Source organism: Oceanimonas smirnovii ATCC BAA-899, assembly GCF_000381965.1.
Taxonomy (GTDB): Bacteria; Pseudomonadota; Gammaproteobacteria; order Enterobacterales; family Aeromonadaceae; genus Oceanimonas; species Oceanimonas smirnovii.
Genome location: NZ_KB908476.1, coordinates 1 through 14,805 on the forward strand (window position 1 = coordinate 1; position 14,805 = coordinate 14,805).

Below are 14,805 nucleotides of genomic sequence, written 5' to 3' on the forward strand. Positions count from 1 at the left end.
CACAAGTTGCTGGCCAATATGCTGGCTCAGGCCGAAGCACTGGCCTTTGGCAAACCGGCCGCTGAAGTTGAAAGCGAGCTGAGAGCGGAAGGCTTAAACGAACAGCGCATTGCTGAGCTGCTGCCCAGCAAGGTGATGCCCGGCAATCGCCCCAGCACGGTGATTTTGTGCAAGGAGCTGACCCCTCATACTCTTGGCAGCTTAATTGCCCTGTATGAGCACAAAACCTTTGTGCAGGGCGTGCTGTGGAGCGTAAACAGCTTTGACCAGTGGGGCGTGGAGCTGGGCAAAAAGCTGGCCAGCGGTCTGGTGGGTGCCCTTGCCGGTGAAACGGATGCCTCAAACCACGATGCGGCCACGCAGAACTTGATAAAGTATGTCGCTCAGTGGGCATCTCAACATAAATATTGTTAATCAGGAGCACTCAATGGATGTGAAGTTAGGTGCATCAGCCTTTGGCAGCACACAAGCCGCTGCCACATTTTTACCTTGTTTAGGCCTTGCGCCCAACACTTCTTTGCACAGCCTTAGCAGTGCCAATGCAGAGCAGGCGTTTATTGAACATGACGCCACTGCGGCTGTGGTACTGTTTGCACCGCTGGCAATGTGTTTGCAGCAGTCTGGCCTGCCCCCGGAACAGGCAGCAGAGCACTGGTGCAAGCAGGCCGAACAAGCCATTCGTTTGGTTAAGCAACAGCGTAAGCAGGTGTTGTTGTTTAATGCCCAGGCCGCCGCGTTACATTGGCAGGCGTTTCACAACAGCTGCCAGGCACGCTGGCCCGAGTGGCAAACACAAGCGCCGCTCGCCAAAGCTCCGGCCAGCAAGCCATTTTATGAGTTAATGGCCTTTGCCATGCTGCAGGCCAGGCCGGCACTGCGGCAGTTGCATCAGCAACTGGAGGCGCTGGCTCAGCCTTTGCCCGAGTCAGCCCCCTTGCCCAACCTTAACGCGCTGGCAGAGCAAATGTGCCATGGTGAACAAGCTCTGCAACAGCAGCCGGAGTTGCAGCAAGAGAACACCTTGTTGCAAGAACAACTGCACCAGGTGCAGGAGGCATTAGAAGCCACGCAAACAAACCTGAACCAGGCAAATAAAACAGTTGAAACTTTGCGCAGCGAATTACAGCAGCTTACCAGCACTCACCAAACTCAGCAGCAACAGGCAAAAGCCGCCAAAGCCAGTGCCGCCGAGCATGCACAAACTCTGGAGCAGCAACTAAGCCAGCTTAAACAAAGCACAGCGCAGGTTCAGCAAAGGCTGCAGCAGGAAAATACCCTGTTGCTGGAGCAATTGTTTGCAGTGCAAGAGGCACTGGAGCAGGAGCTGATAGAAAAAACAACTCAGCTTACCGCAGAGCAGCAGGCCGAACTGTTTGCTCAGCAAAAAAACAAGCTGGCCGTGCAAATTGCAGCCATTCGTGAATCCGCCTGGTTTAATGCCGGCTGGTATACGCAAACCTACCCGGATGTGGCCCGCAGCGGCGCTGATCCTGCAGAGCACTATGTAAGATACGGCGCTCAGGTTGGCCGCAACCCGGGGCCGGGCTTTAATACAACCGCTTATGTAACGCGCTATTCCGATATTGCCAGCGGTAACATGAACCCGCTTTATCATTTTATTATGTATGGCGAAGCTGAAGGCCGTAAACCAGATTAATTTTCATACTGAACAGGAAGATTCATGAGCAACCAAGCATCACGCATTGAGCAACTGGAAGCTGAGCTGGCAGAAGTGCGCCAGTCTCTGGAGCAGCGTTTTAACGAGCTGGCCGCACTCACCCGCCTGCTGGAAAACAGCGAGCAGGAAAATCACAGGCTGCGTGTTCAGCTGAACAAAATTCAGCTGGCGTTAAGCACGGAAGAGCTGCCAGAAGCCCCCCCGGCAAACGCCCCCCTTTCACCTGCCACTGCACAGCCAGCCTCGCCAGAGCAGGCAGATGAACTGGTTGAGCTGGTGCAGCAGTCTGCCTTGTTTAACGCCAGCTGGTATTTGGAGCAATATCCTGATGTGGCTGCAGCCAACATCCATCCGGCGGAACACTATGTGCACTTTGGCGGCATGGAAGGGCGTGACCCCGGCCCCGAGTTTAACTCGTCGTTCTATCTGCAACAGAATGAAGACGTACGCCAGAACAATATGAACCCTCTGGTGCATTATTTGTTATTTGGCCAGCATGAGCACAGAGCCATTAAGCCCGAGTGATGAACGATTATTCTTTGCTGCAGGCCAGCGAGCTGTTTGATGCCAGCTGGTATTTAACAGAGTATGAAGACGTAGCACTCGCCGGGCTTGATGCTGTGCACCACTATCTGCATTTTGGTGCCGGCGAAGGCCGCAGGCCCGGCCCTTTGTTTGATGCTGACTATTACTGCAGCCAGCTTTCTACCCCCCTTGGCAGCCACGAGCTGCCATTGTTGCATTATTTGCGCACCGGCAAGGCTCAGGGGCTTAAGCCAACACGGCAGCCCCGCACTGTGCCCCAGTGGTATTATCGCCGTAGCGCAATCCAGGCAGATGGCATTCGTATTTTATATGTGCTGTCGGTTGGCTCTGGGGGCACCCCTCAAACCAACCAGGATTTAATGCACCAGCTAGACAGCCAGCAGCTTGCCAGCTGCCTGGTGCTGCAGTGCAAGGGTAAGGTGCTGCAACTTTCTCTGTTTACTGATGGCTGCTATTTACCACTGGAACGTACTGTTCTTGCAAGCCCGGTTCGCGCCCTGCCCCACACCAGTGAAGAATATAACGCCACTGTGGCCGTCTGGCTTAAGCAATATGCCATTTCACTGGTGCATATACGCCACATTGCCTGGCACGGGCTGGGGCTTATTCACCTCGCACGCCAGCAGCATATTCCTGTGGTGTTTTCCTGCCACGACTATTACACAGTGTGCCCCTCGGTTAAGTTGCTGGATGAAAACCTGCGCTATTGCGCCGGCAAGTGCACAAGCAGCAAGGGCGAGTGCAGCAACGAGCTGTGGCCGGCAGATCAGTTAACACCGTTAAAACATAACGCCGTGCACCGCTGGCAGCAGCAGTTTGCCAAGGCACTCAGTCAGTGTCAGCTGTTGATCACTACTTCGCCCTATACCAAAGAGGTGATCACCGGCTGTTATCCGCAACTGAGTGATATTCCCTTTGAAGTCATTGAACATGGCCGGGATTTTGATGAATGCAGCAGCCTGGCATCGGCTCCTGTAGCGAACGAGCCATTGCGCATTCTGGTGCCGGGATTTATTGCCCGGGCAAAAGGCGCGAATGTGCTGCGCGAGCTGGCGGCAACACTGCCGGCAACAGAGGTGCAATGGCATTTGCTGGGTGATATTTGTGCTGGCCCAGATTTGCCGGGCACCGTTATTGAACACGGGCCTTATCACAGAAACGGATTAGCAGAGCGGGTGCGCGCCATTCGCCCTCATGCTGGCGCCGTGTTTTCTGTGTGGCCCGAAACCTGGTGCCATACGCTCACAGAAATGTGGGCAGCAGGGTTACCGGTGTTGGGTTTTGATATAGGTGCTGTGGGTGATCGGCTTCGCCAGAACAACGCTGGTTGGCTGGTAAACGAGCTGACTGCCAGCGCTGTGGCTGACAAACTCCCCGCCATAAGACAGGAGTGGTCACACAAGCATTCATCGGTACTTAAGTGGCAGCAGCAACAAGCCCGGCAGCAAAGCTGCGCAGCCATGGCAAATCACTACTGGAAGCAATATTGCAAGTTACTAATGTAATATTGTAACAATGTTACTAAGCAACAGTTAGTGGTAGAGTTTGCAGCTTTACAATTTGTGAGCGACTGGCTTTGGGGCCACACCCAAGGGCGGTAGCGTGCCTGAATACTAAAAAATTTGTTCCCTGGGTCTTTTTTATGATTGAAAATAATACAGATGAATTGATTGCTCACATACAACGCTTGAGTGAAATGGTTTGCAATGCACAAAAAAAGAACAAGAAGTTAAAGCTAACCAAGCATGAGCAAAAACAAGTGGAGCTAATTGCTGCCTCAGGCTTGTTTGATGCAGACTGGTATCTTAAAAACAATAAAGATGTTTTGTTAACGCCTTCAGCTTGTGCTGCTCCCATTGCTCACTTTGTAAAAAAAGGAGCCTTGGAAGGTCGCTCTCCAAATAAGTATTTTCATCCGCACTGGTATCTAGACAGCTATCCAGATGTAGTACAAAAGGGGGTTAATCCTCTTGTGCACTTCATTAAGCATGGCGCTAAAGAGCTGAGAAACCCGGGGCCAGAATTCAATACAGAATATTATCTTGAAAACAATCCAGATTTAGCAGGTGTAAAAGATAACTTACTTCATCATTTTATCACTTTTGGCGAAACAGAAGGCCGTAAGTCACAGCCATAACCGCTAAGGAGTATAAAAAGTGCACAATCCTGCATACACTGCTTGCAAAGAGTTTGGCTATACCTTTTTAGCTCCTATGCTAACTCACTATGTAAGAGCATTAAACAATAAAGTAAATAACCATATCCCGGTATGCTTAGCCAGAGAAGGATGGTTGTTTAAGCAACTTCTAAATGAGCTTGCGAAAAATAATCTCATTAATACCTCTATACCGCCTGTTTATCTGAAAGTATCTCGCACCTTACTATTCAGGGCCCTTCTTGGCCATCCAGAAATTCTACCAGTTGCTTTAAAAAGTAATTATCAAGGTAGCATTACATCATTACTTAACAGCCGATTTGGTTTGCAGCTTTTTGAAATTGAGCAGATACTCTCTAAGAGTGAAATGGATATTACTGTTAATCTTCCTGATGACATTGAAGAAGTGACTTCCTTTTTCACTCTACATTCAAAAAAGCTCAAAGAGTTATCTTACCCCACTCTAAAAAGCGTTAAAAACTACTTTAATTCATTGGGGCTGAAGAGTGATTCACAGCCCTTACTACTGGATGTTGGGTACTCCGGTACTATTCAAAAACTTATTACGCTCATTTTGCAACGAGACACAAGTGGCTTTTATTTTATCGCTACCAACCCAGGTATAACTAGAGTTGGCAATAGCAATGCCAGCATGCAAGGCGTGTTAAAAGAAAATGTTGCTCTAGGCGATGGTTACCACCTACTTGATCGTTCTTTGTTTATTGAATGCTTGTTAACAGCTCCTCACGGACAGGTTGTAGATATTCGTGAAAACAGTGATGGCTCATTCCAGTTTTTTTATGGCAGAAGAGCAGGTACACAACGCCAGTTTCAGGATCTGCAGGCAGTGCATGAAGGAGCATTAGAAGGCGTAGTGTTCGCTCTTAAAAATAACATTAGTTATAGCGTCACAGAAATAGAAAATTTATATCATGCCTTTCTTAAATCTCGCAACGCAATTCCACAAGCACTGTGGCACCTGTTTAGCGCAGATGATGATATATCGGGCAACGGCATTGTGAACCCTTTAGATCTGTTTGGCATTTAACAACTTGGCACTGGTATGAAAATGTTTAAGCGACTCTACAAAAAAGCAATATCCAGAAAAAATAAAATAAGTAACACCAAGCAGGATCCCCTGCTAATAAAAGCCTTAGAGAGCAATTTTTTTGATCTCGAATGGTACAATAAGACTTATGGAACCAGTTTTGCTAATGCAGATGAAGCCTTTCAGGATTATTTGCATAAATCTCGATTTTCACCGGTAAACCCCTCACCGGCTTTTGATAGCGAAATTTATCATCGCCTAAACATTGACGTATATACACACCTGCAAAGCCCGCTGGCACATTTTTTAGATAATGGCCAGTTTGAAGGCAGGCCATTTTCTCCGGCTGTAACCAAGTGGCATGCGAAAGAGGTTTTAAGCACCAGCAATAAACTGAGTGAAAAAGCAAAAAAGCAAAAAATTGCTATTTGCTTGCATATTTTTTATGAAGACTTTATAGATCGCTTCGCAAGCGCACTTATGTCCTTTCCGGTGGATGTTGATGTTTTATTGACTTTAGCTGATGATCGCTTCACTGATAAGGCAGTATCTACCTTCAACTCTGTAACTTGTGTTAAAAACGTACATACCAAAACAGTACCTAACCGTGGCCGCAATTTTGGCCCTTTATTAGTTGAATATGCACAGCAGTTACAAGAATACGATCTCTTCTGCCATCTACATTCTAAAAAATCTCTTTACTCTGGGCGCGAGCAAACCCAGTGGTCTGAATATTTAACAGAATATATGATAAGAGACTGCAATATTAGTAGCCGTGTTTTGAACACTTTTGCTGAAGAGCAAGAACTAGGTATATATTATCCCACTTCTTTTTGGATGATGCCCGGCTGGGTTAATCATTGGACAGTTAACAAGCCTCATACCGGTGAATGGCTTGAGCAGTTTGGTATGGAGCTGAGCGAAGACTTCATAAGCTACCCTGTTGGAGGTATGTTCTGGGCAAGAACGAGCTCACTGAAGCAACTGCTTGAACGTGAATATCAGTATGATGATTTTCCGGCAGAGCCTCTGCCAAATGACGGCTCAACCCTGCATGCACTGGAGCGCTTGGTAGGCTTGCTGGCAGAGCATAATGGATATAAGCAATTCTTTTATTATCCACCTACGGGTACTTTTACCACTGATCAAAGCTATCGCTATATTCAATATCACAATACAGCAGCTAATACATTTGAACAATTAAAAAATTACGAAATTATTAGCTTTGATGTATTCGACACCTTGGTAAGACGACGTTACTTTGTGCCTGACTATGCCAAACTGCTGTTAGGAAAAGAGCTTATAAATCAGAGCATTGTTAGTTCTGATAAGATTAAAACTGCGCATGATTTTGTTGAACTAAGAAACAAAACAGAGTTTGAACTGCGCAAGGCTGCTGAGTTTAAAGGTGATATTCGTATAGATGCTATTTATGCATCTATTGCAGATAAACTAGGTTTGTCTGAAGAGCAAGGTAAACGACTAATGCAGCGCGAATTTGAACTTGATCTTGAAATGATTGAGGGCAAAGAAGAAATGGTAGACATTTTTAATGAACTGCATAGTATTGGTCGTGTTTTATGGGTTATTTCAGACAGCTATTATACTCGTGAGCAAGTAGGTTTAATGCTACGCAAGGCTGGAGTTACTGCTCCGTTCCGCTTGTTGGTTTCTTCTGAAGAGCAAAAGCGAAAAGACAATATGTCTATGTGGCTGTATGTAAAAGAGCAACTACAGCAGCTGGGCAACCCAAGTTATTTGCATATTGGCGACAATGTCGTTGCCGATGCACAACTGCCGGGTGATATTGGCCTGGGCAACTTCCATATATTAAACCCACACGACAAATGGCACGCTTTAGGCTTTCCTTCAGTGTTACGTGGCAAAGATGCCATGAAGGAAGAGCAAATTAAAAAGTGGGGTCCTATGATCTTTAATGTCGGTCGCAACCCGTTTATTGGTGAGTAAATGACTATAAAAGATACACTATATCTTCATGTTGGCTGGTCTAAGACTGGTACCTCTGCAATTCAGAAACAGATCCAACATCAGTATGAGGATTTTTTATCTCGCGGAATTCTTTATCCACAAACATTGCAATGGGCAGATCACTCCCATCATCCTTTTGCACTCTCTTTTCAGTCAAGCGGTACATATAAAAGTGACATGAATCCACCTCAAGCATTAGAAAAACTTAAGTTTGAAATGATGTCAACTCCAGCTAAAGATGTCTTACTGTCGTCTGAATTATCCCCTTTTTATTTTAATAACCCTGCATTCAAAAACTTCGCTAAGGAATATTTCAGTGAAGTCAAAGTTATTTTCACGGTAAGAAAGCAGTCTGAGTTGTTACTTTCTTTGTTTAATCAGCTGGTAAAAGATCCAAATGTAAGATATCGCGCATCTTTATTCAACCTTGCAATGAGAAATATTTCCTGGTTAAATTATTTTGAAAACATAAAAAGATGGGCCTCTGTAGTTGGTAAAGAGAACATCATTGTAGTTCCTTATAGCAAAAATATAACAGAAGACTTCTTACGTATTTTCGATATTGAAAAAACAACCTCCAACGAAAACACTAACGATGTAGTTAACCCCTCCCTCCCAACTCGATGCCTGAGCCTTGTTCAAGAAAAAACAAAAATTGCTAAAGACAATGCTGACTTTTTAGTGATTAGAAATAACATCATCAATAAATCCAAAGACATACCTTTTAATGAAGACACATACATATTATTTTCTGTGCCAGAGCAGCAGTCTTTTGATCATTATTTTTCTCGCACCAACCAAGCTTTATCAACAATCGCTGATATAGACTTAACTGGTTTGACCAACCAGGAATATAAAGAAATAAAAGTCATTCATCCAGATTTCAACATTTAACTCTGTGAAGCAGCGGAGAATACACGAAAAAATAATAAAGAATTCTCTTACATTTTTGCAGATGATGATTTTGTGAAAGAGTTGATTATTGATGACTGGGATTATAATCTCTATCAGTGGTATTGTAGAAACAGGATTCCAGCATCCAGAGCTGATATTGCAAGGTTGTTATTACTTTACAAAATGGTAAGACCAGCTTCAAAGCTGGTCTTAAACGTAAACAAAAGCGGGCAAGTCGCAATACCGAGTACCTGTCGCAAGTCCTGTCAGGGCTGGGGCTTTAGTAATCTTGCCCTGCCTTGAGAAAGTGTTCGTTGTTTGATTAGTGTTACTGGCTAAAAAGCAAGCGTTCATGCTCTCGCCAAGTATTGTCCTGTATATCTGGTGGTCACATTAAAGCGGCTGGTACTCTGATAAAAAATGGCATTGACTTAGATAAATTTAAACAAACAGACAACTATCATCGACAATAAAATGATAAAAAAAATTGTAAATGTTTTCCGCACTGTAAAAGCTTCCCCAAAAGCTCATAGTGTCATTATTCATATAGGTTCACCCAAATGCGGCTCATCTGCTATACAGCGCTTCTGCATTAAAAATAGAGATAATTTACTTAAGCTTGGCTATTATTACCCTGATCATAGCCTGGATAGCAATGGTGTGTCTGGCGGCCATACTCAGGTAGCTGGAGCCCTGATAAAAAATGACATAACATCAGCCAAAAATAATCTGGCAGCCTGGTTAGCTGAAGCCAAAGCTCAAGGCACTAAATTATTACTTTCTGCAGAGGCTTTTTATGGCCAACACAATGCTGTTGCTGAGTTATGTGAAAATGTTAATGTAACCGTTATCGCGTTTTTAAGGCATCCTGTAGATTATTTGCTGGCTAATCATAACCAGGGAATAAAACGCCACATGGAAAGTCGCAGGTTAAGTGAGCTCTTGCCTGTACAGCTTAGTCAGCAAACAGGGCATTTGGCAGGTTTACCATTATTGCATTGGGCAGACAAGTTTGGTGATGATAACTGCATCTTTATGCCTTATCAGTCACCTTCTGCAAGCAGCATACCTATTGAACAACAGTTTTTAATGGCCGCAGGTATCCCAGAGAAAGATGCCAAAGCACTAACAAGCAACTTGGATAAGATTACAAACCGAAGTTATGTAAAATCAGCCCTTGAGCTTAAGCGTTTACTTAATACTGTTTTGCCCGAGTTGCCAGCGCAATATGCTCATGAGATAGACTGGGCACTGCAGAGTTATTCCGATAACGCAACAGATGAACATGCTTTTACCCAGGCTGATCTTGGCGATGATATACGAGCAGAACTGAATCATCATCTGTTAAGCCAAATGAAGCCGGTCGTTAAGCGGTTTCCGCAACTGGAAAGTGTTACCAAAATGGCTTCTGCCAACAGCATAAAGAGTGACATTAACCTTACTAAACCTCTTAATGCACTGGAAGAGTCTGCCCCGGCAGCGTTAAATGCTGTTATAAAACAGGCCGTGATATTTCGGGACACTCACAGGAATGACTATGCGTTCTGTAAGTTGCTTGATGTACTTGGCATTGAGTTTGCTGAGCCTAAAGCAAGAAAAGCCATTCCGGGTTTAGCCGCACCGCAAAAGCAGATATTAAATAGCGAAAAAGCCCAGACTGCTGATTGCTTACGTGAGTTGGCTGTATTACTGGAAAAGCAGGATTTGTTACAAGATGCTCACTTTGCTATTGCTGCTGCGTTAAAAAACCGCCCCAACGGCGAAGGCATTAAGCGCATAAAAGCAAGAATAGAGCAAAAGATAAACACTAAAAAAGCCACTTTTAAAGCTCACTAATTATTACCCCTGGAAAATAAATGCTAAGCAAAACAGCAAGGCAAAAGCTGGGCCTTGTTCGCCAACCCAGCTGGAATAAAAAATACTTTCTGCAGCCTCTTGAGCAAGATAACTACAAGTTCCAGGCCTTAAGTAACGATCCTCAGCTTATTACCAGCACCCGTAGTTGGCTGCCTGGCTGGTATATGCTGGAGCTTGCCATAGAGCACGATCAGCCCAATGCCGTTGCAGAGCTGTTTTTTGATACCGGCAATGGCTTTAATGCCAAACAAAGCTTACGTTTGCCACTGCCTCAGGCCAAGGTTATTAAGCGCGTATTTTACGTTCCTTTTGGTATGCGTGCATTGCGGTTAGACCCTATCTCTGCCGAGGGGCGTTTTACCATTGCCCATTGTAAACTGGTGTGGTTAAAGCCGTCTTTTGCCAAAAGCCGAATTTTGCAGCGTCTGCGCAAAGTGCACAGCCAGTATAAAAACCTGGCTTCAACCACTATCAACCTTGAGCTGAAAAAACAGGCCAGGCAAGATGGCTTACCCTGGCGTGAAACGGCTTTGCAAGCCTATCAAAGCACCTTTGAGCACTCAGTGGCAGGTGTAAACTATAGCTGGTGGCTGGAACAACAAGCTGAGCGCCGCCAAGAGCAATTGCAGGTTCTGCAAAGCCAGCAGCCGCAGTGGGCTTATCAACCTGTTATTTCTATTTTGTTGCCGGTTTATAACACTCCACCAGCACTGCTGGCTGAGTGTATTAACTCGGTAACAGCACAACTTTATTCAAACTGGCAGCTGTGCATCGCAGACGATGCCTCAACCAGTGCAGAAACCAGGCAGGCACTGCAGCAGCTGTGCGCCGGTGATAAGCGCATTAAGCTGGTGCAGCGGGAAAATAACGGCCACATTAGTGCCGCCAGCAACTCGGCACTTGAGGTTGCTACCGGTGACTATGTGGCCTTGTTGGATCATGATGATTTGCTCAGCCCCGATGCTCTGCTTAAGGTGGCAGCAGCCATTAATCAACACCCCGATGCCTTGCTGCTTTATAGCGATGAAGACAAAATTGATGAGCAGGGCAAACGCTATGATCCGCACTTTAAGCCCGGCTGGAATCCGGATTTATTGCTGAGTCAGAACTATATTTCTCATCTTGGCGTGTATCAGCGCCAGCGGGTACTCGATGTTGGCGGTTTCAGAGAAGGGTTGGAAGGCAGTCAGGATCACGACCTTGTGTTGCGCTTTACCCATGGCCTTAGCACTGAGCATATTGTGCATATTCCTGAGATACTTTATCACTGGCGTGCTGTGGCTGGCTCTACCGCGCTTGGCGGCAATGAAAAAAGCTATGCTCACCAAGCTGGGCTTAACGCGCTTCAACAGTATGTAAGCAAACAGCAACCGCAAGCGTCCGTCAGCTCCACCTCCGGTGATTATTACCGGGTAACCTGGCCTCTGCCTTCGCCAGCGCCGCTGGTCAGCCTGCTGGTGCCTACTCGTGATGGCGTGGATATTCTGGCTCCGTGTGTGAACGCCATTCTGGAAAAAACAGATTATCGCCATTTTGAGCTGATTATTCTGGATAATCAAAGCAGTTGCCCGCGCACCCTTGAATATATGCAGCAGGTGAGTGAGCGGGATGAACGGGTACGTGTGTTGCACTGGGATCATCCTTTTAACTACTCTGCTATTAACAACTTTGGTGCCAGCCAGGCCAAGGGCAGTATTATTGGCCTTATTAACAATGATGTTGAGCCCATTAATGCCGGCTGGTTAAGCGAAATGGTCAGCCAGGTATGCCGGCCGGAAATTGGCTGTGTGGGAGCCAAACTTTATTACCCCAATGGCTCTTTGCAGCATGCCGGCGTTATTCTGGGCATTGGCGGTGTGGCGGGCCACAGCCATAAGTATTTTAATGGTAATGCTCTGGGCTATTTCTCTCGTTTGCAGCTGGTACAGAACCTGTCTGCCGTTACTGCCGCCTGCCTGCTGGTGCGCAAAGAGATATTTGAACAGGTTGGCGGGTTAAACGAAGAGCACCTGAAAGTGGCATTTAACGACGTGGACTTTTGCCTTAAGGTGCGAGAAGCAGGCTATCGTAACCTCTTTACGCCATTTGCCGAGCTTTATCATCACGAGTCGGTCTCTCGCGGTGCGGAAGACAGCCCGGAAAAGCAGGCGCGTTTTCAGGCGGAAATTGCCTACATGCGCCAAACCTGGGGACCTCAGCTGGACAACGACCCAGCTTATAACCCTAACCTTACCCTGGCATATGAAGACTTTTCGCTTCGGTGCTTATCATCGTGATGAAGGTTTTGGTTGTTGAGCAGGGTACCAACCCCAGCACCGATTTTTTTATTCGCCCCTGGGCCGAGCAGCACAGGGCACAGTGTGAGTTTGTGTTGCTCTCAAGCTCCCCTCCTGCTCAGCAAAAATGGGATCTGGTTATTTTTGTACGTTACATCACTCCTGCCTGGCGCGCCTGGCTAACAAGTAACAAACATCACATTGGCCGCCTCGTGCTGTTTATGGATGATGATCTGTTCAGCCTTAAGGCTCATGCTCACCTGCCACTGCGCTATCGTTATAAGCTTTTTCAATATGTGTGGCGGCAGCAGTTCTGGCTGAAGCGTGCCAACTGCGAGCTGTGGGTATCTACACCATGGCTGGCAGAAAAATATGCAAGCTGGTCACCTTTAGTGCTGACACCGTCATCCCCTCACCGGCACCAAACACCACAAAAAACGCTGTTTTATCATGGCTCAGCTTCGCACAGGAGTGAGTTTGAGTGGCTTTATCCGGTGTTTGAGCACGTTTTGCAGCAAGACAACAGCATCAGTGTGGAGCTGATAGGTAATCATAACGTGCGCAAGCAGTTTGCCGCTTTACCCCGAGTGCATGTGCTGCACCCCATGAGCTGGCCGGCATATAAGGCTCTGCTGGCCCGCCCGGGCAGGTGCATTGGTCTTGCCCCTCTGCTTGAAAATGCATTTAACGCTGCCCGCGCGCCCGCCAAGTTTTTTGATATTACTCAGGCAGGTGCTGTGGGCATTTATGCGGATCATCCGGTTTACCGCTCGGTAATTAAAGACGGGTATAATGGCAGGCTGGTGCCCATGGAGCAGCAAACCTGGGCTGATACTATTCTGCAGCTCAGCAAGCATGAACAGGAACGTGCTCATATGATAAAAAATGCCCAAACTCAGACTTGAGCTATCAGCTATCAGCTATCAGCTATCAGCTATCAGCTATCAAAACAATTAAGACCTGCTTGACTTACAACCATAGAGATTTTTTTTAATGCGTAAAATTCTGGTTACCGGCGGTGCCGGCTTTATTGGCTCTGCCGTGGTTCGTCATATTATTGAAAATACTCAGGATGAAGTGATTAACCTGGACAAACTCACCTATGCTGGCAACTTGGAGTCGCTGGCAGATGTAGCCGAATCTTCTCGCTATCACTTTGTTAAACTGGATATTTGTGATCGTGCCGGCCTGGATGAAGTATTTGCTCAGTATAAGCCAGACGCCGTTATGCACCTGGCAGCAGAAAGCCACGTAGACAGATCCATTACTGGTCCGGCTGAGTTTATCAATACCAATATTGTGGGCACCTACACTCTGCTGGAAGCCGCCCGCCACTACTGGAACGGCCTTGAAGACGGTGCCAAAGCCGCGTTTCGTTTTCATCACATTTCTACTGATGAAGTGTATGGCGATTTGCACGGCACTGATGACCTCTTCACAGAAACCACCCCTTATGCGCCCAGCTCGCCCTACTCGGCCAGCAAGGCCAGCTCGGATCATCTGGTGCGGGCCTGGCAACGTACTTATGGCCTGCCCACCCTTATTACCAACTGCTCCAACAACTACGGACCTTACCACTTTCCGGAAAAGCTGATCCCGCTGGTGATTTTAAATGCACTGGAAGGCAAGCCGCTGCCCATTTACGGCCAGGGTGACCAGATCCGTGACTGGTTGTATGTGGAAGATCACGCCCGGGCTCTGTATGAAGTGGTCACCCGTGGTGAAGTGGGTGAAACCTACAACATTGGCGGCCATAACGAAAAACAGAATATTGAAGTGGTAAAAACCATTTGCACCATTCTGGATGAACTAGCGCCATCTGCTCATTCCCCCTACGCCGGCTTAATTACCCACGTAGCCGACAGACCAGGCCATGATGTGCGCTATGCCATAGACGCCGCCAAAATTGAGCGCGAACTGGGCTGGAAACCGGTTGAAACCTTTGAAAGCGGCATTCGTAAAACCGTGCAGTGGTATCTTGCCAATCAGGAATGGGTGAACAACGTAAAAAGCGGTGAATACCAGAACTGGCTGAACGCACATTACCAATAACTGGAGTTACGGTGCCGCTATCTACACATCCTTTGTTTAAAGCGCTGCAACGCAGCGCTGAATCCATGCCCACGCTGGCAGAACGCTTTGCTGAAAACAGCCAGCGCGTGCAGCAGCTTACTTTTCATGTTGGTGAGGAGTTGCTGGTGGACCTTTCCCGCCAGCAGGTGTGCCCTGCTGTGCTGCAGCAGCTGTGCGAGCTGGCCCGGCACATGAACCTGCCCGCAGCCATTGCCGGCCTGTTTGCAGATAACCAGTTTAACCCCACCGAGCAACGCGCCGTGCTGCACACAGCACTGCGTATGCCGGC

At 47.0% G+C, this 14,805-nt stretch carries 11 protein-coding genes and 2 pseudogenes; all 13 read left to right on the forward strand.

Annotated elements, in window-relative coordinates; all coding sequences use genetic code 11:
• Window positions 1-414, forward strand: a pseudogene (gene pgi / locus G364_RS16700) (glucose-6-phosphate isomerase); the annotation flags it as partial.
• A 13-nt stretch (window positions 415-427) separates the two neighbouring features.
• A complete protein-coding gene (locus G364_RS0116000) occupies window positions 428-1,657 on the forward strand; it encodes a hypothetical protein (protein ID WP_019936142.1) in 1,230 nt (409 codons plus the stop codon).
• 24 nt (window positions 1,658-1,681) lie between these two features.
• Window positions 1,682-2,203 (forward strand): hypothetical protein, encoded by a 522-nt coding sequence (locus tag G364_RS0116005; RefSeq protein WP_019936143.1) that lies wholly within the window; start codon window positions 1,682-1,684, stop codon window positions 2,201-2,203.
• Entirely contained in the window at window positions 2,203-3,729 is a 1,527-nt protein-coding gene (locus G364_RS0116010) for a glycosyltransferase (protein ID WP_019936144.1), read from the forward strand. Before G364_RS0116005 ends, G364_RS0116010 begins: the two co-directional genes overlap by 1 nt.
• Window positions 3,730-3,866: 137 nt before the next feature.
• Window positions 3,867-4,361, forward strand: coding sequence for a hypothetical protein (locus G364_RS0116015; protein WP_019936145.1), 495 nt, complete (start codon window positions 3,867-3,869; stop codon window positions 4,359-4,361).
• Between the two features lie 19 nt (window positions 4,362-4,380).
• Complete coding sequence (locus G364_RS0116020; RefSeq protein ID WP_019936146.1) at window positions 4,381-5,427, forward strand: hypothetical protein; 1,047 nt, start codon at window positions 4,381-4,383, stop codon at window positions 5,425-5,427.
• Window positions 5,428-5,442: 15 nt separating this feature from the next.
• Window positions 5,443-7,395 (forward strand): rhamnan synthesis F family protein, encoded by a 1,953-nt coding sequence (locus G364_RS0116025; RefSeq protein WP_211212461.1) that lies wholly within the window; start codon window positions 5,443-5,445, stop codon window positions 7,393-7,395.
• Window positions 7,396-8,310 carry a hypothetical protein gene (locus G364_RS0116030; protein ID WP_156816533.1) on the forward strand — a complete coding sequence of 305 codons (915 nt, stop codon included), beginning with the start codon at window positions 7,396-7,398 and terminating at the stop codon, window positions 8,308-8,310.
• A gap of 474 nt (window positions 8,311-8,784) precedes the next feature.
• The gene (locus tag G364_RS0116035; RefSeq protein WP_156816534.1) at window positions 8,785-10,146 is read left to right on the forward strand and encodes a hypothetical protein; all 1,362 of its coding nucleotides are present in this window, start codon (window positions 8,785-8,787) and stop codon (window positions 10,144-10,146) included.
• A gap of 20 nt (window positions 10,147-10,166) precedes the next feature.
• On the forward strand, window positions 10,167-12,443 hold the full coding sequence (locus G364_RS0116040; RefSeq protein WP_019936151.1) for a glycosyltransferase family 2 protein: 2,277 nt from the start codon (window positions 10,167-10,169) through the stop codon (window positions 12,441-12,443).
• A complete protein-coding gene (locus G364_RS0116045; RefSeq protein WP_019936152.1) occupies window positions 12,443-13,348 on the forward strand; it encodes a glycosyltransferase family protein in 906 nt (301 codons plus the stop codon). The genes G364_RS0116040 and G364_RS0116045 overlap by 1 nt, the downstream gene beginning before the upstream one ends.
• 88 nt (window positions 13,349-13,436) lie before the next feature.
• Window positions 13,437-14,495, forward strand: a complete 1,059-nt coding sequence (gene rfbB / locus G364_RS0116050) for a dTDP-glucose 4,6-dehydratase (RefSeq protein WP_019936153.1) — start codon at window positions 13,437-13,439, stop codon at window positions 14,493-14,495.
• Between the two features lie 11 nt (window positions 14,496-14,506).
• Window positions 14,507-14,805, forward strand: a pseudogene (locus tag G364_RS16705) (hypothetical protein); the annotation flags it as partial.

Coding starts and splice junctions, on each gene's coding strand:
- G364_RS0116035 (WP_156816534.1), top strand. CDS start 8,785: ATGATAAAAAAAATTGTAAATGTTTTCCGCACTGTAAAAGCTTCCCCA.
- G364_RS0116040 (WP_019936151.1), top strand. CDS start 10,167: ATGCTAAGCAAAACAGCAAGGCAAAAGCTGGGCCTTGTTCGCCAACCC.
- G364_RS0116010 (WP_019936144.1), top strand. CDS start 2,203: ATGAACGATTATTCTTTGCTGCAGGCCAGCGAGCTGTTTGATGCCAGC.
- G364_RS0116015 (WP_019936145.1), top strand. CDS start 3,867: ATGATTGAAAATAATACAGATGAATTGATTGCTCACATACAACGCTTG.
- rfbB (WP_019936153.1), top strand. CDS start 13,437: ATGCGTAAAATTCTGGTTACCGGCGGTGCCGGCTTTATTGGCTCTGCC.
- G364_RS0116000 (WP_019936142.1), top strand. CDS start 428: ATGGATGTGAAGTTAGGTGCATCAGCCTTTGGCAGCACACAAGCCGCT.
- G364_RS0116030 (WP_156816533.1), top strand. CDS start 7,396: ATGACTATAAAAGATACACTATATCTTCATGTTGGCTGGTCTAAGACT.
- G364_RS0116025 (WP_211212461.1), top strand. CDS start 5,443: ATGAAAATGTTTAAGCGACTCTACAAAAAAGCAATATCCAGAAAAAAT.
- G364_RS0116005 (WP_019936143.1), top strand. CDS start 1,682: ATGAGCAACCAAGCATCACGCATTGAGCAACTGGAAGCTGAGCTGGCA.
- G364_RS0116045 (WP_019936152.1), top strand. CDS start 12,443: ATGAAGGTTTTGGTTGTTGAGCAGGGTACCAACCCCAGCACCGATTTT.